Annotated in this window: 21 protein-coding genes; 9 read left to right on the top strand and 12 right to left on the bottom strand. The window is 64.0% G+C overall.

Going from position 1 to position 19,983, the window contains the following annotated elements; translation table 11 throughout:
• The first annotated feature begins 43 nt into the window (after window positions 1-43).
• Window positions 44-874 (top strand): bifunctional DNA-formamidopyrimidine glycosylase/DNA-(apurinic or apyrimidinic site) lyase, encoded by an 831-nt coding sequence (gene mutM / locus EPN80_RS12335; RefSeq protein ID WP_293027442.1) that lies wholly within the window; start codon window positions 44-46, stop codon window positions 872-874.
• A gap of 29 nt (window positions 875-903) precedes the next feature.
• Complete coding sequence (gene mutY / locus EPN80_RS12340) at window positions 904-2,019, top strand: A/G-specific adenine glycosylase (RefSeq protein WP_293027445.1); 1,116 nt, start codon at window positions 904-906, stop codon at window positions 2,017-2,019.
• Between the two features lie 8 nt (window positions 2,020-2,027).
• On the opposite strand, the gene rapZ is transcribed toward mutY, so the two are convergent.
• The 11 genes from rapZ to EPN80_RS12395 form a co-directional block, all read right to left on the bottom strand.
• Entirely contained in the window at window positions 2,028-2,900 is an 873-nt protein-coding gene (gene rapZ / locus EPN80_RS12345) for an RNase adapter RapZ (protein ID WP_293027448.1), read from the bottom strand.
• 140 nt (window positions 2,901-3,040) lie between these two features.
• The gene (locus EPN80_RS12350) at window positions 3,041-3,325 is read right to left on the bottom strand and encodes a PsiF family protein (RefSeq protein WP_293027574.1); all 285 of its coding nucleotides are present in this window, start codon (window positions 3,323-3,325) and stop codon (window positions 3,041-3,043) included.
• A gap of 86 nt (window positions 3,326-3,411) precedes the next feature.
• Window positions 3,412-4,380, bottom strand: a complete 969-nt coding sequence (hprK, locus tag EPN80_RS12355; RefSeq protein WP_293027450.1) for an HPr(Ser) kinase/phosphatase — start codon at window positions 4,378-4,380, stop codon at window positions 3,412-3,414.
• Window positions 4,381-4,423: 43 nt separating this feature from the next.
• The gene (locus EPN80_RS12360; RefSeq protein ID WP_293027453.1) at window positions 4,424-4,879 is read right to left on the bottom strand and encodes a PTS sugar transporter subunit IIA; all 456 of its coding nucleotides are present in this window, start codon (window positions 4,877-4,879) and stop codon (window positions 4,424-4,426) included.
• A gap of 219 nt (window positions 4,880-5,098) precedes the next feature.
• Entirely contained in the window at window positions 5,099-5,443 is a 345-nt protein-coding gene (gene raiA / locus EPN80_RS12365; protein WP_293027455.1) for a ribosome-associated translation inhibitor RaiA, read from the bottom strand.
• Between the two features lie 123 nt (window positions 5,444-5,566).
• Complete coding sequence (locus tag EPN80_RS12370; protein WP_293027458.1) at window positions 5,567-7,054, bottom strand: RNA polymerase factor sigma-54; 1,488 nt, start codon at window positions 7,052-7,054, stop codon at window positions 5,567-5,569.
• A gap of 108 nt (window positions 7,055-7,162) precedes the next feature.
• Window positions 7,163-7,936 (bottom strand): LPS export ABC transporter ATP-binding protein, encoded by a 774-nt coding sequence (gene lptB, locus EPN80_RS12375; RefSeq protein WP_293027577.1) that lies wholly within the window; start codon window positions 7,934-7,936, stop codon window positions 7,163-7,165.
• Entirely contained in the window at window positions 7,923-8,564 is a 642-nt protein-coding gene (lptA, locus tag EPN80_RS12380) for a lipopolysaccharide transport periplasmic protein LptA (RefSeq protein ID WP_293027460.1), read from the bottom strand. Before lptA ends, lptB begins: the two co-directional genes overlap by 14 nt.
• 19 nt (window positions 8,565-8,583) lie before the next feature.
• Window positions 8,584-9,207, bottom strand: a complete 624-nt coding sequence (gene lptC / locus EPN80_RS12385) for an LPS export ABC transporter periplasmic protein LptC (RefSeq protein ID WP_293027463.1) — start codon at window positions 9,205-9,207, stop codon at window positions 8,584-8,586.
• A 9-nt stretch (window positions 9,208-9,216) separates the two neighbouring features.
• Window positions 9,217-9,759, bottom strand: a complete 543-nt coding sequence (locus EPN80_RS12390) for an HAD family hydrolase (RefSeq protein ID WP_293027464.1) — start codon at window positions 9,757-9,759, stop codon at window positions 9,217-9,219.
• Window positions 9,756-10,739, bottom strand: coding sequence for a KpsF/GutQ family sugar-phosphate isomerase (locus tag EPN80_RS12395; protein ID WP_293027466.1), 984 nt, complete (start codon window positions 10,737-10,739; stop codon window positions 9,756-9,758). The genes EPN80_RS12390 and EPN80_RS12395 overlap by 4 nt, the downstream gene beginning before the upstream one ends.
• Before the next feature lie 124 nt (window positions 10,740-10,863).
• Between EPN80_RS12395 and EPN80_RS12400 the strand changes: the two genes are divergently transcribed.
• The 4 genes from EPN80_RS12400 (at window position 10,864) to EPN80_RS12415 (ending at window position 14,972) form a co-directional block, all read left to right on the top strand.
• The gene (locus tag EPN80_RS12400) at window positions 10,864-12,843 is read left to right on the top strand and encodes a monovalent cation:proton antiporter family protein (RefSeq protein ID WP_293027467.1); all 1,980 of its coding nucleotides are present in this window, start codon (window positions 10,864-10,866) and stop codon (window positions 12,841-12,843) included.
• Window positions 12,844-12,885: 42 nt separating this feature from the next.
• Window positions 12,886-13,470 carry an adenine phosphoribosyltransferase gene (locus EPN80_RS12405; protein WP_293027470.1) on the top strand — a complete coding sequence of 195 codons (585 nt, stop codon included), beginning with the start codon at window positions 12,886-12,888 and terminating at the stop codon, window positions 13,468-13,470.
• Between the two features lie 57 nt (window positions 13,471-13,527).
• Entirely contained in the window at window positions 13,528-14,148 is a 621-nt protein-coding gene (locus EPN80_RS12410) for a LysE family translocator (RefSeq protein WP_293027473.1), read from the top strand.
• A gap of 68 nt (window positions 14,149-14,216) precedes the next feature.
• Window positions 14,217-14,972, top strand: a complete 756-nt coding sequence (locus tag EPN80_RS12415) for a DeoR/GlpR family DNA-binding transcription regulator (RefSeq protein WP_293027475.1) — start codon at window positions 14,217-14,219, stop codon at window positions 14,970-14,972.
• 9 nt (window positions 14,973-14,981) lie between these two features.
• On the opposite strand, the gene EPN80_RS12420 is transcribed toward EPN80_RS12415, so the two are convergent.
• Entirely contained in the window at window positions 14,982-15,884 is a 903-nt protein-coding gene (locus EPN80_RS12420) for a LysR substrate-binding domain-containing protein (RefSeq protein WP_293027478.1), read from the bottom strand.
• Between the two features lie 98 nt (window positions 15,885-15,982).
• Between EPN80_RS12420 and EPN80_RS12425 the strand changes: the two genes are divergently transcribed.
• The 3 genes from EPN80_RS12425 (at window position 15,983) to EPN80_RS12435 (ending at window position 19,937) form a co-directional block, all read left to right on the top strand.
• Entirely contained in the window at window positions 15,983-16,366 is a 384-nt protein-coding gene (locus EPN80_RS12425) for a carboxymuconolactone decarboxylase family protein (RefSeq protein ID WP_293027481.1), read from the top strand.
• Between the two features lie 164 nt (window positions 16,367-16,530).
• Window positions 16,531-19,011 (top strand): FAD-dependent oxidoreductase, encoded by a 2,481-nt coding sequence (locus EPN80_RS12430; protein WP_293027483.1) that lies wholly within the window; start codon window positions 16,531-16,533, stop codon window positions 19,009-19,011.
• 74 nt (window positions 19,012-19,085) lie between these two features.
• The gene (locus tag EPN80_RS12435) at window positions 19,086-19,937 is read left to right on the top strand and encodes an NUDIX hydrolase family protein (RefSeq protein WP_293027485.1); all 852 of its coding nucleotides are present in this window, start codon (window positions 19,086-19,088) and stop codon (window positions 19,935-19,937) included.
• The last annotated feature ends 46 nt before the right edge of the window (window positions 19,938-19,983 follow it).

The raw sequence follows: 19,983 nt of genomic DNA on the forward strand, positions 1-19,983 counted from the left end.
CTCGCTACAATAGAGTCTAAATCCTCACGAAACGTTCGACAGTATGCCTGAGTTGCCGGAAGTCGAAGTAACCCGCCGGGGCATTTCCCCCCATGTTGCAGGCCAGCGCATCACTCGTGCCGACGTACGGGTGCCCGCCCTGCGTTGGCCCGTGCCGCCGGGCCTGGACGATCTGTTGCGCGGCCAGACACTGCGCCGCGTAGAGCGGCGAGGCAAGTATCTGCTGCTGGCATGCGATCAGGGTTGGCTGCTGGTGCACCTCGGCATGACCGGCACCTTGCGGGTGCTGCCCGACGTTGCGGCGCTGCCGGCCGCTGGCAAGCACGACCATGTCGACCTCGTGTTCGAGCGCTGCGTATTGCGGTATCGCGACCCGCGCCGCTTCGGCGCGGTGCTTTGGCATCCGGCCGCGGCCGGAGACATTCTGCATCATCCGTTGCTGAGCGCTTTGGGCGTCGAGCCTTTTTCCGATGCTTTCAGCGGTGCGCTGCTGCACGCCCGCACGCGCGGGCGCAGCGTGGCCATCAAGCAGGCGTTGCTGGCTGGCGATATCGTGGTCGGCGTGGGCAATATCTATGCGTCGGAGAGCCTGTTCCGGGCTGGCATCCATCCGCGCGCGGCCGCCGGGCGCATATCCCGGGCCCGCTACGACAGGTTGGCTCGGGCGATTCGCGAAATTCTCGCTGCCGCCATCGACAAGGGCGGCAGCACCTTGCGAGACTTCGTTGGCAGCGACGGCCAAAGCGGCTACTTCCAGCTCGATTATTTCGTGTATGACCGCACCGGAAATCCATGTCGTATCTGTCAGACGCCGATTCGCCAGATCGTGCAGGGTCAGCGCTCGACCTTCTATTGCCCGCACTGCCAGCGCTGAACCACCGTTCGTACAAACACCTTTCGCCAATGCCCCCCAGCTCGCTCAAGACCTCTTTCGCGCCTCGCCTGATCGCCTGGCAACAGCGCCATGGCCGCCATGATTTGCCGTGGCAAAACACCGCCGACGCCTATCGCATCTGGCTGTCCGAGATCATGTTGCAGCAGACTCAGGTCGCCACGGTCATTCCGTATTACGAGCGCTTCCTGCAGCAATTCCCCACCGTGGCGGCGTTGGCCGCTGCCCCGCAGGACGCCGTCATGGCGCTATGGAGTGGACTGGGCTACTACACGCGCGCGCGCAACCTGCATCGCTGCGCACAGCAAGTGGTCGTTGAATATGGCGGGCAATTCCCGCGCGATATCGAGGCGCTGGCGGGTCTGCCGGGTATCGGTAGATCGACGGCTGCGGCCATCGCTGCGTTTGCCTACGGCACGCATGCGGCGATTCTCGATGGCAATGTCAAACGTGTGCTCACCCGCGTATTCGGCATCGAAGGCTATCCGGGGCAGACGCGGGTCGAGCGAGAGTTGTGGCAGTTGGCCGATTCGCTGTTGCCCGCGACCAATTTGCAGGCTTATACGCAGGGTGTCATGGATCTGGGCGCTACGGTGTGCGTGCGCGGCAAGCCGCTGTGTTCGGCCTGCCCGTTTGCCGATGATTGCGTCGCCCGGGCTACCGGACGCGAGCGGGTGCTGCCTGCGGGCAAGCCCCGCAAGGCCATACCCGAGAAGCATTGCGACGTGCTGGTAATGTACGATGGCCAGCGCGTATTGTTCGAGCGCAGGCCGGATAGCGGTATCTGGGGCGGACTATGGAGCCTGCCGGAGTTTGCCCCGCCCACGGCGACGCCAAGCGAAGCTGTCTCGCCGAGTGATATAGCCGACCTGGCAGGCAGCTATGGCCGGGTGCGCGAGATCGAGCGCATGGCCGCGTTCTCGCACACCTTCACGCATTTCAAGTTGAATCTCCAGCCGTGGCTAATCACATTGACGCCGGCGGGCGGCCCGCAGGACGCGGACCGAGCGTGGCTGGCCTCGCATGAAATTGCCGCGGCAGGCCTGCCGGCGCCGATTCGCCGCATCGCCCAGGCGCTCGAGGACAGTGGCAAGCAGCTGTCGTTCAGCCTGATTTCTGCCGATTGAGAGGCAGACTACGATTGCACGTCGGCCGGCAGCTCCCGGTGCCGCACGATGACACTGGTGCGGCCGCTGAACCGGGTCGCCAACGTCTGCGCAATGTAGACCGAGCGATGCTGCCCGCCGGTGCAGCCGATTGCAACGGTCAGATAGCTGCGATTGTCCCGCATGAAGCTGGGCAGCCATTTTTCCACGTAGGCAGCGATGTCATCGATCATCTCCAGTACCTCCGGCACGCTGCTGAGAAAATCGATCACAGGCGCATCCCGGCCGGTCAGCGGGCGTAATTGAAGATCGTAGTACGGGTTTGGCAGCGAGCGCACGTCGAAGACGAAATCCGCGTCGAGCGGGACGCCATGCTTGAAGCCAAAGGATTCGAACATCAGGGTCGGACCTTGCTGCTCCTGCTGAACAAATTCCTTGATCCAGCGCCGCAGCGCGCTGGCCCGCAAATTACTGGTGTCGATCTGATGGCCGAGCTCGGTCAGATCGCTGAGCAAATCCCGCTCATGCTCGATGGCCTCGACCAGTGAGCCGCTATCGGAAAACGAGCCGTTCGGCAGCGTCGACAAGGGGTGGCGGCGCCGCGTTTCCGAATAGCGCTGCACGAGCGTTTGCGTGTTTGCGTTGAGAAACAGCACGCGCACATCGTGGCCGAAGCGCCGCAATCCGCCGATGATCGGCGGAAGGTCGTCGAGCGCGCCGCCGCTGCGCGCATCGATGGCCACGGCAAGTTGGCCGTGACCCTGCATATCGAGGTATTCGGCCAGCTCTGGCAGGAATCTGGACGGCAGGTTATCGACGCAGTAATAGCCGGCGTCTTCCAGCACGTTGAGCGCGACCGATTTTCCCGAGCCGGAAATTCCTGTGATGAGGATGATTTTCATGATCTGGTCTGGTCTGAAGCCAAGCGTGGTGTCCGTTGGTAACGGGTCCAACATCGCGATGTCGGTCTCGACTGGTCGAAAAAAAGGGCAGCTGGGCTGCCCTTGCGATCGATGTGCGACCTACGAGGCGACGCACTGTTTCAGTGCTTGCCGCTCAGACATTCTTTCATGAAGGCCTTGCGCTCGTCACCTTTTTTGCCGGTGGCTTCCTTGTTGCAGGCTTTCATTTTCTCCTGCTGCGACATCGGTTTCTTGGCCGACAGGCATTCCTTCATGAAGGCCTTGCGTTCATCGCCCTTCTTGCTGCCGGCTTGACGGTTGCATTCGGCCATTTTGCTTTGCTGCGAATTCTGCGCAAACGTCGGTGCCGAATAATAGAGGGGGGCAAGCAACAGCAGCATAGCCAAGACTTTCTTCATGGTTATCTCCTGACGTCGGTGAGGGGGGGGGGCGGCAAGCCGCGCAAGCATTACAGCATGAAAGCGCAGGGCGTGCAAATTCACGCCGCGCGTCAAAGCAGCCTGCCTTGGGCTCCTCCGTCGGGCTCCTGCATTGCCAGTCGTTGACGCTCCATGAAGTCCTGCAGCGTATCGATGCCGCGCAGTTGCAAAATGGTGTTGCGTACGGCAGCCTCGACCAGCACCGCAAGGTTGCGGCCCGCCGCCACTTGCAATGTAACCTTGCCGATCGGCAATCCCAGTACGTCGACAGTCTGCATTTCGAGCGGCAAGCGCTGGAATTCTCCATCCGGGCGACGGACCAGTTGGACGATCAGCTTCAACTTCATTTTGCGTCGTACCGCGGTCTCGCCGAAGATCGTCTTGATATCGAGCAGACCCAGGCCACGCACTTCCAGCAGGTTCTGCAGCAGCGGCGGGCAGCGTCCCTCGACGAAGTCCGGACCCAGTCTGACGAAATCCACCGCATCGTCCGCCACCAGCCCATGGCCGCGGCTGATCAGTTCGAGCCCCAGCTCGCTCTTGCCAAGACCCGAGTCGCCGGTCAGCAGCACGCCCATGCCGAGGATATCGAGAAAGACGCCATGCATCGTGCAGCATGGCGCGAAGACTCGGGAGATATACAGGCGCAGGCTATCGATGACCGATGCGGTCGACAGCGGCGTGGTGAACAGCGGTGTGGACGAGCGGGTGCAACGCAGTACGAGGTCGGGCGGTGCGGACAGGCCGTCGGCGACCACCAGAAACGGCGGCTCGAGCGCGATCAGCTCGGTCATGTTGTGTTTGCGGTTTTCTTCCGAGAGGCGCTGGTAGTATTTGAGTTCGGCCTCTCCCAGCACCTGGATGCGATTCGGGTGGATCAAATTCAAGTGACCGACCAGATCCGCGCTCGACGTGGCGTTGGCAACCGTCTCGGGGGCAAAGCCCCGCTCCCAGCCCTCGTGGCCGGCCAGCCAGCTCAGTTTGAGCGTGGCCGCGTTGTCGTCAAAAATACTTTGAGCATTAATGCCGTTCAGTTCCACCGTGTTCCCTCTCGAGACGTGCTTGCCGTTGGCGGGGGCGGCATCAAGGTTGCCAGGTGCTCAGCGCCTGATGAATGGCTTCCGGCTCGGTGGCGCTTGCCAGTATCTCCCGCATCGACCGATCGGACAGCAGCTGGGCAATTTCCGACAGAATTTCCAGATGCTGCTGGTTCGCTTGCTCCGGCACCAGCAGGAAAAACAGCAGGGACACCGGTAACCCGTCCGGCGCCTCGAACGGAATCGGATCGGCCAGACGAATGAACGCGGCCAGCGGATGCTTCAACCCCTTGATACGCCCGTGTGGGATGGCGACGCCTTCGCCCAGGCCGGTCGAGCCGAGCCGTTCGCGGGCGAAGAGATTGTCGGTCACGGCACCGCGCGCTTGCCCATGATTGTTCTCGAACAATAGTCCGGCTTGTTCGAATACGCGCTTCTTGCTGGTGACATTCAGCCCCAGAACAATATTTTTGACAGGTAAAAGTTTGACTAGACGGTTCATCTTGTGATGCGGCGCTCAAATGGCGTGGAACCGAAACCCCGGGAATCGACCACGCATTATAGACCAGCGAGGCGGTGTCGCCCTCGGATCAATCTTATTGTTGCATGCATCCCGATTTCGCGTATCCGGCGCATGCCGGGAACACGTAAAACAAAGGGCCGCTAGTGCGGCCCTGGTCATTTGCCGGCGTGCTGGCCGGCCCTCCATCATTGATCGAAGCTATTGAGGCAGGTCTGGCGATTGATGCTTGAGGGCTTCATGCTGATGCCCCTGAAGACGGTCCTTATGCCGGATCACCTGGCGATCCAGCTTGTCGATCAGCATATCGACGGCAGCGTACAAATTGCCGTCGCAACTTTCCACGTAGATGTCCTTGCCTTTCAGGTGCAGGGTAATTTCCGCCTTTTGCCGTTTCTCTTTTTCCTTATGGTTGTCGAGCGACAGTAGCACACTGACATCGATCACCTGGTCAAAGTGCCGGACCACGCGGTCCAGCTTGTTGACCACATACTCGCGCAACGCTGGCGTGATGTCGAGATGGTGTCCACTGATCTTGAGATTCATAGCTGCTCTCCTTGCTGGGGCGCCGCGGTGTTGGGTGTGCCGATTCAATTGGCGGTTACTTGCATCGAGCACGGATTGAGCGCCGCGGCAGGGCGACCCCGATGCGGGTTAGCGCACCGGACCTTACAAAGATTTGCGCAAATTGACTGCGGGGATCCGCAACGCTTCGCGGTATTTGGCAACAGTGCGCCGCGCCACCACGAAACCCTGCTCACCTAGCAGTTCAGCTATGCGGCTGTCGGAAAGGGGGTTCTTGGGTTCTTCTGCTCCTATCAGTTGCTTGATGAGGGCGCGAATGGCGGTCGAGGAAGCCGCCCCGCCGGTGTCGGTCGCCACATGGCTGCCGAAAAAATATTTCAGCTCGAACGTGCCGAACGGCGTGAGCATGTACTTGCTCGTCGTGACACGCGAAATAGTCGACTCATGCAAGCCTAGCGTATCAGCAATTTCCCGCAAAACCAAGGGTCGCATGCCGATTTCACCGTGCGTGAAAAAATTCTTCTGCCGCTCGACGATGGCTTGCGCGACCCGCAGGATGGTGTCGAAGCGTTGCTGGATGTTCTTGATCAGCCAGCGCGCTTCCTGCAGTTGCTGCTGGAGATTGCCGGCGCCAGGATCGTTGCGGTTGTTACGCAGAATGCGTGCATACATTTCGTTGATGCGCAGCTTCGGCATGATCTCCGGATTCAGCTCCGCGTGCCAGGTCTTGCCCGACTTGCGCACCAGCACATCCGGGATGACGTAGTCCGTCGTGGGGCCGCCATAAGCCGAGCCGGGGAATGGATCGAGCGCCCGGATTGCCGCGTGAGCCGCGCGCAAATCGGCGTCGCTCGCGCCGAGCAGGCGCTTGAGCCGAGTGAAGTCGCGGGCCGCGAGCAACTCGAGATGATCCTGCACGATCCGCAGTGCCAGCGCCCGGACCGCGTTCGGCGGCCGGCGCTGCAACTGCAGCTTCAGGCATTCCGCGGCGTTGCGGGCTCCGACACCCGCTGGATCGAAGCTTTGCAGCAAGGCCAGCGCCGCATTCAGTTCCTCGGTTTCGAGCTCGAGCTCCGACAACAGCTCATGCTGAATTTCATCCAGGGTAATTCCCAGATAGCCGTCTTCATCGAGGGATTCGATCAGGAAGCTCACCAGGGCGCGGTCCCGCTGGCTGGCCTGGGTCAAATTCAGTTGCGCGAGGAGGTGTTCGCGCAGGCTGGTCTGATCGACGTGCAGTTGCGGTTGTGAAGCGTCGTCGTCGTCCTGTGCATTGCCGTTGCGGCTGAAATCGTTGAGCGTCCAGTCGCCGGCGGCGTCCCGCGAGGGTTCGCCATAATCGCTGCCGTCCTGATCACCGCTACCCTCGGGTGGTGCCGTGTCGCGGCTGCCGCCAAGCGGCGGCTCGGCGGCGGATGTGCCGCGCTCACTGCGCAAGGACCCGTCGGTGTTGACGCGAATCGAGCCCGAGAGCCAGTCGTCGGCCTGCTCCAGCATCGGGTTTTGCGTCAACGCATGTTCCACTTCCTGCTGCAGTTCGAGCGTCGACAGTTGCAGCAAACGGATCGATTGCTGCAACTGAGGCGTCAGTGCCAGATGCTGCGAGGTGCGTAGTTGAAGCGTCGGTTTCATGTCGTGTCCTGGTTCAATTGTAGAGGCTTTGCCAGGACAAGGGAACCGATGCGCGCACCAGAAGGGCGGTGCAATCGGGGGGCGTGGCGCGGGACGTGCCCGCCCCGGCTACATGCGGAAGTTCTCGCCCAGATAAACGCGTCGCACGCTCTCGTCGGCGACAATCTGGTCGGGCGTGCCCGCGGCCAGCACGCTGCCTTCGCTGATGATATAGGCGTGGTCGCAGATGCCGAGCGTTTCGCGCACGTTGTGGTCGGTGATCAACACGCCGATATTGCGATCCTTGAGAAAGCGCACGATACGTTGAATCTCCAGCACGGCAATCGGGTCGACACCGGCGAATGGTTCATCCAACAGGATGAAGCGCGGCCGGGTGGCCAACGCGCGCGCAATTTCCACGCGGCGGCGTTCGCCGCCCGACAACGACATGGCCGGGTTGGCGCGCAGGTGGGCGATCTGCAATTCGTCGAGCAGCGATTCGATGCGCTCATCGATGTCGTTCCTGGGCAGCGTCTTGCCGCCGTCGCCCTGCTGTAGCTCCAGCACCGCGCGAATATTTTCCTCGACGCTCAGCTTGCGAAATACGGAGGCTTCCTGCGGCAGATACGACAAGCCCAGCCTGGCGCGCCGGTGGATCGGCATGTCGCTCAGCAGGGTATCGTCCAGGCTGATCTGCCCGGCATCGGCCGGCACCAATCCGACGATCATGTAAAAGGAGGTTGTCTTGCCTGCGCCGTTGGGGCCGAGCAAGCCGACCACTTCGCCGCTTTTGACATCCAGCGAAACGTCCTTGACGACGGTACGCGTGCCGTAGCGCTTTTTCAGGTTGCGTACCGTCAGGACGCTCTTGACGGGCGGTTGGGATGGGCTATTCACGCGGATTGCCGAGACTGTTGGAGGGTTTCAAGGCGGTGCCGGCCCCGCTCGGCGCCGCGGCGCCCGGGGCGCTGGCGGTTTTCGGCGCCAGGGTCGCGCGCACGCGGCCGCCGGGATTGTTCTCGCTGACCTGGTCTTTGCCGCCGACGGCCGTATAGACCTCGTTATACGTGTCGTAAGTGATCACGCTGCCGTGCACCTCGTCCATCACCTTGGCGCCGGCGAGGCGCTTGAGCACGGCGCGCCTGGTCAGCGTGGCGATCTGGGTCTTGCCGTTGTAATCGATTTGCTCGCCCCAGCCCTCGATGTATTCGTCGAGGCCGTCACGCTTTTGCTTCATGAACGCGAGCTTGCCCGGCGCGGCGTAGGCGGTGGCGTACTGGTAGCCCTCCGGGTCCTGGTGCACTTCGACGCGATCGGCCTTGAGCACGATGGTGCCCTTGGTGATCGTCACGTTGCCGGTGAACACGTTCACCTGCTTCAGATCGTCATAGCGCATCTGGTCCGCTTCGATGTTCATCGGTTTGTCGCGATCGGCGCGTTCGGCGCGGGCGGGCATCGAGAACAGCAACGCGCAGGCGATGACGGCCAGCGCCGCGCAGCCCAGGCGCCACAAGATTGATCGGTCGGTCATGAGTCTTGTTGTGATGGCTTTAATGTTTTGCCCCGGTTGGTTTGGCGGTGTCCCTTGAGCCGTTCAATTCGGCGGGCATGATGGTCCCGCGCACGCTGCCGAGCAATTGTAATACCCGGGTGACGTTATTGAAATTCATGCCACTGGCGGTCATTACCGACTGTCCGCGCGTCAACTGCACTGGCAGCTCGGTGCGCACGATATCGTCGTTGACCAGCACCTGGAAGTGCTGCGAGGTCGCCTTCATGCCCGGATCGGTCGCATCGGGCGCGCGCGTGATGACGGCCTGATCGTACAGGTCGACCACCGAGTCGTCCCCGTTGATCGTGCCGCGCAAGGCCGTCGCGGTCACCTCGGGCTGGCCGGGCGTAAAGGCGCGAATCGCCGGACGGGTCACGCTGGTGGTCGAGTCGTCCTCGTAGTGCACCATGGTGGCTGCGTTGATCCGGTACTGGGTTTGCCCGGTGGCCGAGAGCATCGAAATCGAGATGTTGTCGGCGTAATAGTCCGGCGTGTGATGCTTGGGCTGGTCGGGCGATGGCTGGCTGGACGGCAACGTGCGCTGCACCAGCCAATAGGTGCTGGAGGCCAGGGCGGCCAGCAGGACGGCTGCCAGGATCGAAGTCGGAGTTACGCGCTGCATCGGGCGGTGCTATGCCAGGACCTGGTTCAACAATTCGTCGTAGCTGCCCCGCGCGCGCAGCACGAAATCGCACAGCGCGCGCACCGCACCGGCGCCGCCGCTTTGCTCCGCGATCCAGTGGCAGCGCTGGCGCACCTCGGGGTGAGCGTTGGCCGGGGCCGCGGCAAAACCCACGCGCGTCAGGACCGGCAAGTCGGGCCAGTCGTCGCCCATGTATCCGCATGACGCAGGTGCGATGCCGGTGGCAGCGCACAACGCCTCCAGCGCGACACGCTTGTCGCTCGCGCCTTGCTGGACATGCGCGATGCCCAGTTCGGCGGCGCGCCGCGCCACCGTCTCCGAACGCCGGCCCGTGATGATGCCGACCTCGACGCCGCTGGCGGCCAGCAATTTCACGCCGTGGCCGTCCAGGGTGGAGAACTGCTTGCCGAATTCGCCCTGGGGGCCATACAGCAGGCGACCATCGGTAAACACGCCGTCGACATCGAAAATCATCAGTTCGATACGGGCGGCGCGCTGCTGGGCGGCAGTAAGTTCGTGCGATTGACTCATACCACTTTGGCCGCGAACAGATCGTGAATGTTCAATGCGCCGAGCAGGCGATCGTCGTTATCGGTGACGAGCAACTGCGTGATGCCGTAGCGCTCCATCAGTTCGGCGGCCTCGGCAGCCAGGTGATCGGGGCCGATGGTACGCGGCCGCGCGGTCATCACTTCGGTCAGCTTGAGCTCGCGAAAATCGAGCGTGCGCTCCATCAGGCGCCGCAGATCGCCATCGGTGAAGATGCCAGCCACCTTGTTGTCGCGATCGACGATGGCCGTCATGCCAAGGCGCTTCTTGGTGATTTCGAGCAGGGCTTGCGGCAGGCTGGCGTCGAGCATCACCTGGGGCACCTGCTCGCCGGTGCGCATGATGTCCCGGACGTAGGTCAGCAACCGTCGGCCCAGGGCGCCACCCGGGTGCGAGCGCGCGAAATCTTCCGGGCCGAAGCCGCGCGCGTCGAGCAGGGCCACCGCCAGTGCGTCGCCCAGCGCGAGCGCCGCCGTGGTGCTGGCCGTGGGCGCCAGATTGAGCGGGCAGGCTTCCTTTTCGACACTGGCGTTCAGATGCACGTCGGCCAGCTTGGCCAGGGTCGACATTGCGTTGCCGGTCAGGGCGATCAGTGCCGCGCCGGAGCGCTTGACCGCCGGCAGAATGCTGACCAATTCGGCGGTTTCGCCCGAGTTGGACAGCGCGACCACGATGTCGTCCGCGGTAATCATGCCGAGGTCGCCATGGCTCGCCTCGGCGGGATGAACAAAGAACGCAGGCGTGCCGGTGCTGGCAAACGTCGCCGCGATCTTGCGGGCGATGTGACCGGATTTTCCCATGCCGCTGACGACGACCCGGCCCTTGCATGCCAGCAACAAGCCGACCGCCACGGCAAAGGTTTCATCGAGCTGTGCGCCGATGCGTTCCACTGCGGAAGCTTCAATGCGCAACACCTCGCGGGCAAGCGCGAGTGCCCGGTCGGAATTGATTTTCGCTATCATGCGCGGAGTATAGCAAACCAACGCAAGCCGCATGGCGGGCCGCGCCGGAGCGCCTCAGGGCGCCGCAAAGCGGCAATCCAGGGCGCTTTCCCCTGTTCCGAACGTCTACCGGAAAGTCGTGCCGATGATTTCGCCCCTCGAACTGACGCTTATCCTGCTGCTGGCCGCCGCGCTGGGTGTGGTCCTGTTCCGCTTCCTGCGCCTGCCGCCGACTCTCGGCTATCTGGTCGTCGGAGTCATCATCGGCCCGCACGCCTTCGGCGTGGTGGGCGATTCCGAGCGCATGCAGTATCTGGCCGAATTCGGCGTCGTGTTCCTGATGTTCTCGATCGGCATCGAATTTTCCCTGCCCAAGCTCAAGGCGATGCGGCGTGTCGTCCTCGGGCTCGGCGTGTCGCAGGTCGTGCTCACGATCCTGGCCAGCGTGCTGGCGGGCTTCGCGATCAATTGGTGGTACCCGCTATCGTGGCAGGCATCGCTTGCGTTGGGCGGCGCGCTGGCCATGTCGTCCACGGCGATCGTGAGCAAGCTGTTGTCCGAACGCCTCGAACTGGAATCCGAGCACGGCCGCAACATCATGGGCGTGCTGCTGTTCCAGGACCTCGCGGTGGTGCCCCTGCTGATTCTGATCTCCGCGCTCGGCGGCAATCCCAAAGCGCTACTCGTCGCGTTAGGGCTGGCGGCGCTCAAAATCACCGGTGCGCTGGCGTTGCTGCTCTGGGTCGGGCAGCGGCTCGTCGGCCGCTGGTTTCACGTGGTGGCGGCACGGCGCTCGCAGGAACTGTTCATGCTGAATCTGCTGCTGCTCACGCTCGGCATGGCGTACCTGACCGACCTGCTGGGCCTGTCGATGGCGCTGGGCGCCTTTATCGCCGGCATGCTGATTGCCGAGACGCCTTTTCGGCACCAGGTGGAAGACGACGTCAAGCCGTTTCGCGACGTGTTGCTTGGCCTGTTCTTCATTACCACCGGCATGCTGCTCGATCCGCATCTGGTCGCGCGGCAGTGGCTGCTGGTGCTGGCTTTGCTGATCGGGCCGGTCGCGCTCAAGTTCTGCGTGATCGCCGGGCTCACGCGCCTGTTCGGCAGCAGCCCCGGCGTGGCGATTCGCACCGGTCTGGGGCTGGCGCAGGCGGGTGAATTCGGCTTCGTGTTGCTGAACATGATTCGTGGGCAGGGATTGGTCGAACCGGCGCTGATCCAGGCGATCCTGGCCTCGATGCTGCTGTCGATGCTGCTGGCGCCGTTCCTGATTCAGAACGCCGACCGGATCGCCCTGCGATTCGCGTCCAACGAGTGGATGCTGCAGGCGCTGCAGATGACCAAAATCGCCTCGCAAAGCATGAAGACCGCCGGGCACGTCATCATCTGCGGTTACGGCCGCTGCGGACAAAATCTGGCGCGCCTGCTCGAGCAGGAAGACATCGCCTATATCGCGCTCGAACTCGACCCCGACATCGTGCTGGCTGCGGCCAGCGCGGGCGAATCGGTGGTGTTCGGCGATGCTGCCCGGCGCGAGGCGTTGGTGGCTGCGGGGATTCATCGCGCCGCCGGCGTGGTGGTGACCTACGACAGCACGCCCGCGGCGCTCAAGGTGCTCGCCAACGTTCACGACCTCGAGCCCACCCTGCCGGTGGTGGTGCGCACCGTCGACGATAGCGACATCGAGAAACTGCTCGCCGCAGGCGCCACCGAAGTCGTTCCCGAGATCGTCGAGGGCAGCCTCATGCTAGCCTCGCACGCGCTGGTGCTGGTGGGTGTGCCGATGCGGCGCGTGCTGCGGCGCATCGAGGAAGCCCGCAATGCGCGCTACGGACTGTTGCGCGGCTATTTCCGCGGTACCGGCGACGAAGACGATACTGCCGATCACGAACAGGTGCGCTTGCAATCGGTGCCGCTCGGACAACGCGCGGCGGCCATTGGCCGAACCATTGCCGAGCTGCAGCTCGGCAAGCTTGGCGTGGCCGTGACCGCGATCCGGCGGCGCGGCATCCGGGGCCTGGAGCCGGACGTCGCCACGCGGCTGATCGCCGACGACATCGTCGTGCTGAGCGGGCCGTCCGAAGCGCTGGCCGATGCCGAGGCGCGCCTGCTCGGCGAGTGAGCCGGGCTTTGGCATAATGGCAGGCCAGTCATGAGGCGCGCGATGCACCGCGGCGCCTCTTTAACCGAGGACGCCGTGCAGATCGATCAATCTCCCGCCGATTACATCAAGAGCCAAATTCGCACCGTGCCCGATTGGCCGCAGCCGGGTGTGATGTTTCGCGACATCACGCCGCTGCTGAAGGACCCCCGCACGCTGCGGCTGTTGATCGAGGTCTTCGTGCATCGCTACATGCAGACCGAACTCAAATACGTCGCGGGCATCGACGCGCGTGGTTTTATCCTGGGTTCGATTCTTGCGCACGAGCTCAACGCCGGCTTCATCCCGATCCGCAAGAAGGGCAAGCTGCCCTACCAGACCGTGTCGGAGGAATACGAACTCGAATACGGCAGTGCCGCCGTGGAGATTCACGCCGACGCCTGCGAGGCGGGCGACAAGGTCTTGCTGATCGACGATCTGGTGGCCACCGGCGGCACCATGCTGGCCGGCAAGAAGCTGCTCGAAAAGCTGGGCGCCGACGTCGTCGAGGGCGCGGCCATCGTCGATCTGCCCGAGCTTGGCGGCTCGCGGCTGTTGCGCGAGGCCGGCTTGCCGTTGTTCCTGGTGTGCTCGTTCGACGGGCATTGATCGCCGGGCCCGCCCGGTACGGCAATTCTCCATTCCATCGCGTGTGCTGACATCGACATGACGCTACCCCATCTGCTGGTGTTCCTCGCAACGTCGATCGTCATTACCGTGGCGCCGGGTCCCGACAACCTGCAGGTGCTGGCGCGTGGCATCGCGCAGGGGCGCGCCGCCGGCCTGGTCGCGGCGTCCGGTTTTGCCAGCGGCCTGCTGTTTCATACGACACTCGCCGCGCTGGGGCTGGCCGCCGTGCTGCGCGCCTCGCCTTGGGCGTTCCAGGGCATCAGGCTGGCGGGCGCGGCCTACCTGATCTGGATCGGGCTCAAGGCCCTGACGAGTCGCGCCGGTCTCGGTGTGGCTCAGGGGCAGGCCGGCAGACCGTTGTGGCAGGTGTACCGTCAAAGCGTGCTCGGCAACCTGATGAATCCCAAGGTGACGCTGTTTTTTCTGGTGTTCCTGCCGCAATTCGTCGATGCCCGTGCCGGCCGGCCGAGTCTGCAGATGTTCATGCTCGGCCTGGTATTCATGCTGCAGACCGTGATTATCTTTGGCGCCTACGGCTGGTTTGCCGGCGCGCTGGGCGCCTGGCTCAAACGGCGGCCCGGCGTCGGGCGCTGGCTCGACAGGGCCGCCGGCGCGACCTTTATCGCGCTGGGCGTACGAGTCGCCCTGCCGGGCTGAAGCGCGGTGGCAGCGGCCCGGCGCCGGTGTATCCTGTCGCTTCCTTTTGCGATGACTTCTCCTCACCCATGCTAGCCGAGCAACGACAACAATACGTGCTGGAGCAACTTGCCAAAAGCGGCGCGCTCGCCATCAGTGACGTGGTGCGCGAGCTGGGCGTCTCGCGCGAGACCGTGCGGCGCGATTTCAATACCCTGGCCGCGCGCGGCCTGCTGCTGATGACGCACGGCGGCGCGCTGGCGACCGAGCGTGCCGAGCCCGACTCGACGCTGCGCGAGACCGTCAATGCGACCGGCAAGCGCGCCATTGGCGTGCGCGCGGCCGAACTGGTGCCCGACGGCGCTTCGCTGATCATCGACTCCGGCACGACCACCCGCGCGCTCGCGCAGGCGCTGTTGGAGAAGCACCGCCTCACGGTCTACACCAATGACTGGCAGATCGCGCGCATGCTGGGTCGCCAGCACGAGAATCGCGTGATCCTGCTGGGCGGCGAGCTGCAGGACAACGAGGACGCCGTGCAGGGCTGGGACGCCGTCAACCAGCTGGCGCAATATCACGCCGACTTCTCCTTCGTCGGCGCCGGCGCGATTACCGCCGAGGCCGAACTGACCGATTACAGCCGGGCTGCAGCCGAATTGCGCGCGCGCATGCTGCTCTCGGCGAACATGGCGGTCGTGGTGGCCGATGCCACGAAATTCGGCCGCACCACGCCGGTGCAGATTCGTCATTTCGAGGCGGCGCGCTACGTCATCAGCGATGCCGCGCCGGCCAAGCCGATCCAGCAAAAGCTTCGGCAGCGGGGCCCGGAATTGCTGATTGCATAGCCCGGTGCGTCAATTCCGGCGGGCCTGGGCCCGCACGCATCCGATGAACGCCTCGAGCGCTTCGGACGAATGCCCCTCGGCGTAGACCAGCGCCACACCCATCGATAGCTCGTTGCCTTCCTTGAGCGCGCGAAAGGCGACGCCCCGGCGCTTGATGCTGCGCAACGACGCGGGCACCAGGGCCAGGCCTTGACCGGCGGCGATCAGCCCCAGCAGCACGTGATGATCAGGGGGCTCCGGAACGACGGTGGGAGCAAAGCCGATGCGATCGAAGTAGGCTTGGCAATAGTCGTAAAACCCCGGATTCAGGCGCCGCTCGAACCAAAAGAATGGATCACCCTCCAGCTCCCGCAAGCCGATGCCGCGCTTTCTCGCAAGGCGGTGATGCGCCGGCAGCGCGACCGCCAGCGGCTCCTGCCGCACGCTTTCGATCTTCAAGCCGGGAGCTTCCGTATGCAGTCCGATCAGGGCCGCATCCATCGTGCCGTTGCGGATTTCCTTGACCAGGCCGATCGAATGCCGGCTTTTGACGATCAGCGGCCACTGCGCAAAGCGGCGGCGAAAGGCGTTGAATACATCCGTGAAGGCGCTCGGGTCGAACACGGTCGTGTGCCCCACGACCAGGCGGCGCGCGTCGCGGCCGCGCATCGCCTGGACGGCGGCCACCGCCTTGTCCGCCTGCGCAAGCGTGCGTCGCGCTTCCGGCAAAAAGACGCGTCCGGCCTCGGTCAGCGCCACACCGGTCTTGGCGCGCGTGAAAAGCGCCACACCCAGCGCCTCCTCCAGTTGCTGGATCTGACGGCTCAGCGGAGGTTGCGACAAATGCAGGCGCTCGGCTGCGCGGCCGAAATTGAGCGTCTCGGCCACTGCCACGAAGTAGCGGAACTGTCGCAGATCGATCCTGTTGTTCATACCGAAAAGGTATCACACAAATGGTATTGGAAGCGCCGTGAGGCCCGCCCTACAGTGCACCTGTTCACAACGCACTACCGAAACCAAGGAGAACATCGATGGACAGCAATCGTTATTTGCGCGGCTGGGAAAAGCTCAAGGAAATCGATGGCGAGCAAGGGGAAAAGGTCGTTGCCGCGCTCAGTGGCATCGCCCCTGATTTCGCCGATTATCTGATCGAATTTCCGTTCGGCGATATCTACAGTCGCCCGGGGCTCGAGCTCAAGGCCCGTGAACTCGCGGTCGTGGCGGCGCTCACGGCGCTCGGCAACGCGGCGCCGCAGCTCAAGGTGCATTTGCACGGCGCACTCAATGTCGGATGCTCGCGCCAGGAGATCGTCGAAGTGTTGATGCAGATGGCTGTCTACGCGGGTTTTCCGGCCGCCCTCAATGGCCTGTTCGCGGCCAGGGAGGTGTTCGAGGCGCGCGACGCGGCGGCTTGACCGACCGGCCGCATGGCGAAACCGATGCGCCTTGGATCGTGACAATTTTGTGGCAATATGGTTATTAATTTTGCAAAATATTGCAAAATTAATCGACCTTGCTTATGATGCGATCCATGGCGCCCAACGATATCGACGGCGCCTCGTCAATCGGAGAGATCGCGATGCCCGCAACCCTGCCCAGCCATGCCCGAGTCGTCGTCATCGGAGGCGGCATCATCGGCTGCTCGGTGGCATATCACCTCACCCAGCTGGGCTGGCGCGATATCGTGCTGCTCGAGCAAGGCCAACTCTCGTGCGGCACCACGTGGCATGCCGCCGGCCTGGTCGGCCAATTGCGCGCGCAGGAGAGCATGACCCGGCTGATCCGCTACTCCACCAGTCTTTATAGCCAGCTGGAGGCGGAAACCGGGCTCGGTACCGGCTGGAAGCAATGCGGCTCGCTGAGCGTGGCGCGCACCGCCGAGCGCATGACGCAGCTCAAGCGCACGGCGGCCGGCGCGCGCGCCTATGGTGTGCAGTGCGAAGTCATCTCGCCCAAAGAAGCTGGCGAGTTGTGGCCGGTGATGCGCACCGACGACCTGCTCGGGGCCGTGTGGCTGCCCGGCGACGGCAAGGCGAACCCGACCGATTTGACTCAGGCGCTGGCGCGAGGCGCTCGCGCCGCAGGCGCGACGATTGTCGAACACGTCCGCGTCACGGCAGTGCACGCCGAGGAAAAAGCCGGCAGGCGCACGGCCACCGGCGTGACGTGGCGCAGCAAGGCGGGCCAGACAGGGCGGCTCGATGCCGAGATTGTGGTGAACTGCGCGGGACAATGGGCCAAGGCGGTCGGTCGCCTGTGCGGCGTCACCGTGCCGCTGCATTCGGCCGAGCATTACTACATCGTGACGGAGCGTATCGCGGGGGTGCACCCCGACTTGCCGGTCATGCGCGACCCTGACGGCTACATTTATTTCAAGGAAGAGGTCGGCGGGCTCGTGATGGGGGGGTTCGAGCCGAACGCCAAGCCCTGGGGCATGAACGGTATTCCCGACGAGTTCGAATTCCAGCTGCTGCCCGATGATTGGGACCAGTTCGAAATCCTGATGGAAAACGCGCTGGCGCGGGTGCCGGCCCTCGAGCACGCCCAGATCCGGCAGTTCTACAACGGTCCGGAATCGTTCACACCCGACAACAATTTCATGCTGGGCGAAGCGCCCGAGCTGCGCAACTTCTTCGTCGGCGCGGGCTTCAACTCGATGGGAATCGCCTCGGCAGGCGGCGCCGGCATGGCGCTGGCCGAGTGGATCGTCGCGGGCGAGCCGACGATGGACCTTTGGCCGGTCGACATTCGCCGCTTCGCCCGTTTCAATGGCAACGATGCCTGGCTGCATGATCGCGTCAAGGAAACCCTCGGCCTGCATTACGCCATGCCATGGCCCAACCGCGAACTCGATACCGCGCGGCCGTTTCGCCGCTCGCCGCTGTACCATCTGCTGCGTGATGCCGGCGCCTGTTTCGGCAGCAAAATGGGCTGGGAGCGCCCAAATTTCTTCGCTCCCGGTGCGGCGCAGGCGGTCATCGAATATTCGTTCGGACAACAAAATTGGCACCCCTGGAGCGCCGCCGAACACCGGGCGTGCCGTGAAGGCGTGGCGCTGTTCGACATGACCTCCTTCTCGAAATTTCTCATCAAGGGACGAGATTCCGAAAGCGTGCTGCAGTCCTTGTGCACCAACGATGTCGCGGTGGCGCCGGACCGCACCGTCTACACCGGCATGCTGAACGAGCGCGGCACCTACGAGTCCGACTTCACCCTCACGCGCCTGGCGCACGACCAGTACCTGATGGTCACCGGCTCGGCGCAGGCCACGCGCGATCTCGACATGATCGAGCGGCGCATTCCGCTCGACAGGCATTGCACGGTGGTCGACGTCACCGGGCAGTTGGCGGTGCTGGCGGTGATGGGGCCACACGCGCGTGCGTTGCTGCAAAGCGTATCCAAGGCCGACTGGAGCAACCAGGTATTTCCTTTCGGGGCGAGCCGGGAAGTCGACATCGGCTATGCCACCGTGCGCGCGACGCGTCTGACCTATGTCGGCGAGCTGGGCTGGGAGCTGTATGTGCCGGTCGAATTCGCAGTGGGCGTGTTCGAGGTGCTGCAGGCCGCCGGCAAGCAATGGGGGCTGGTCAACGGCGGCTACTACGCGATCGAGTCGCTGCGCATCGAAAAGGGCTATCGCGCCTGGGGCCGGGAACTCACGCCCGACACCAATCCGTTCGAGGCCGGGCTCGGCTTCGCCTGCAAGCTCGACAAGGCCATCCCGTTCGTCGGGCGCGAGGCGCTGCTCGAGATCCGGGCGCGCGGCGTGCAGCGCCGCCTGGTGACGGTCACGCTCGACGGCGCGCCCGACAGGATGCTGTGGGGCGGCGAGGCCATCTTGCGCGACGGCGTCCCGGTCGGCTTCCTCAGCTCCGCCGCATTCGGCCATACGCTGGGTTGCCCGGTGGGACTCGGCTACGTCGGCCGTGCCGAGGGTGTTTGCGATGCCGCCTACCTCGCCGCAGGCCGCTATCAGGTCGATCTGGCCGGCGAGTTGTTCGAGGCGCGCGTACATCTGAAGGCACCCTACGATCCGCAGGGCCAACGCGTGAGAATCTGAGGCCGGCCGGCGACCAACGGTAAAATGGCGCTTTGCCCGGATTGAGCGCCGTCAGGCGCCGCGCCCCCCGCCGTATGACGCTCCCCTGTATTGCCGCCGCCCGCCATTTTCATTTCGATTCACATGTGCCGCTGGTCATCGGTGCGCAACGCTTCGGCTGGATTCGCCGTCGCGACGCCGAGCGTCTGCTGCGCTGGCCCGGGGTATTCGAGTGCAGCTCGCTCGCGGTGCGGATTCATCCGCGCTTCGATCACTGCGCCGCGCGCACCGAGGCGCTCGCTCCGGTCGTGCAGACGCTGGCGGCCGAAGGCGTGATCACCGGCTGGCGCGATGAGCAGTATGCGGTGCGCAATGCGTTTGCCGACGCGCCGATGGCCTGGATCGAGCGCGCCGCGGCCCGGTTCTTCGGCACCAACACCTACGCGGTGCATGTGAATGCGTATGTGCCGGGCCGCCACGCCGGGGTCGCGCCGCAACTCTGGATCGCCCGGCGCAGCGTGCTCAAGGCTACCGATCCGGGCCAGCTGGACAACGCCGTGGGCGGCGGTATCGGCAATGGCTATGGCGTGCTCGAGACGCTTGCCAAGGAGTGTTGGGAAGAGGCCGGGTTGCCGCCATGGATTTCGCGTCAGGCGCGCTACGGCAATACCTTGCATGTGCTGGCGGAAATCCCCGAGGGCGTGCAGGCCGAACAGATTTTTATCTACGATCTGGCGTTGCCGGCTGGTTGCGTGCCGCGCAACCAGGACGGCGAGGCCAGCGGACATTGGCTGGCGCCGGTCGCGCAAGTCATGCGGGCCATCGAGCGCGGCCACATGACAGTCGATGCGAGCCTCGTATCGCTCGATTTTCTGTGGCGCGCCGGCTGCATCACCTCTGCCGATTGCGAGGGGCTGGCGGCCCTGCGCGAACCCGCCAACGAATAGCGACGCTGGATTACCCGCGCGGGCGCGAGCGGGTGCGGACCCAGCC

The sequence above is a fragment of the Pandoraea sp. genome (assembly GCF_004297875.1).
Classification (GTDB): domain Bacteria; phylum Pseudomonadota; class Gammaproteobacteria; order Burkholderiales; family Burkholderiaceae; genus Pandoraea.

Bases quoted from the DNA above. Each gene is read 5' to 3' on its own strand.
- mutM (WP_293027442.1), top strand. From the start codon at position 44: ATGCCTGAGTTGCCGGAAGTCGAAGTAACCCGCCGGGGCATTTCCCCC.
- mutY (WP_293027445.1), top strand. From the start codon at position 904: ATGCCCCCCAGCTCGCTCAAGACCTCTTTCGCGCCTCGCCTGATCGCC.
- rapZ (WP_293027448.1), bottom strand. From the start codon at position 2,900: ATGAAAATCATCCTCATCACAGGAATTTCCGGCTCGGGAAAATCGGTC.
- EPN80_RS12360 (WP_293027453.1), bottom strand. From the start codon at position 4,879: ATGAACCGTCTAGTCAAACTTTTACCTGTCAAAAATATTGTTCTGGGG.
- raiA (WP_293027455.1), bottom strand. From the start codon at position 5,443: ATGAATCTCAAGATCAGTGGACACCATCTCGACATCACGCCAGCGTTG.
- EPN80_RS12370 (WP_293027458.1), bottom strand. From the start codon at position 7,054: ATGAAACCGACGCTTCAACTACGCACCTCGCAGCATCTGGCACTGACG.
- lptA (WP_293027460.1), bottom strand. From the start codon at position 8,564: ATGACCGACCGATCAATCTTGTGGCGCCTGGGCTGCGCGGCGCTGGCC.
- lptC (WP_293027463.1), bottom strand. From the start codon at position 9,207: ATGCAGCGCGTAACTCCGACTTCGATCCTGGCAGCCGTCCTGCTGGCC.
- EPN80_RS12390 (WP_293027464.1), bottom strand. From the start codon at position 9,759: ATGAGTCAATCGCACGAACTTACTGCCGCCCAGCAGCGCGCCGCCCGT.
- EPN80_RS12395 (WP_293027466.1), bottom strand. From the start codon at position 10,739: ATGATAGCGAAAATCAATTCCGACCGGGCACTCGCGCTTGCCCGCGAG.
- EPN80_RS12400 (WP_293027467.1), top strand. From the start codon at position 10,864: ATGATTTCGCCCCTCGAACTGACGCTTATCCTGCTGCTGGCCGCCGCG.
- EPN80_RS12405 (WP_293027470.1), top strand. From the start codon at position 12,886: ATGCACCGCGGCGCCTCTTTAACCGAGGACGCCGTGCAGATCGATCAA.
- EPN80_RS12410 (WP_293027473.1), top strand. From the start codon at position 13,528: ATGACGCTACCCCATCTGCTGGTGTTCCTCGCAACGTCGATCGTCATT.
- EPN80_RS12415 (WP_293027475.1), top strand. From the start codon at position 14,217: ATGCTAGCCGAGCAACGACAACAATACGTGCTGGAGCAACTTGCCAAA.
- EPN80_RS12420 (WP_293027478.1), bottom strand. From the start codon at position 15,884: ATGAACAACAGGATCGATCTGCGACAGTTCCGCTACTTCGTGGCAGTG.
- EPN80_RS12425 (WP_293027481.1), top strand. From the start codon at position 15,983: ATGGACAGCAATCGTTATTTGCGCGGCTGGGAAAAGCTCAAGGAAATC.
- EPN80_RS12430 (WP_293027483.1), top strand. From the start codon at position 16,531: ATGCCCGCAACCCTGCCCAGCCATGCCCGAGTCGTCGTCATCGGAGGC.
- EPN80_RS12435 (WP_293027485.1), top strand. From the start codon at position 19,086: ATGACGCTCCCCTGTATTGCCGCCGCCCGCCATTTTCATTTCGATTCA.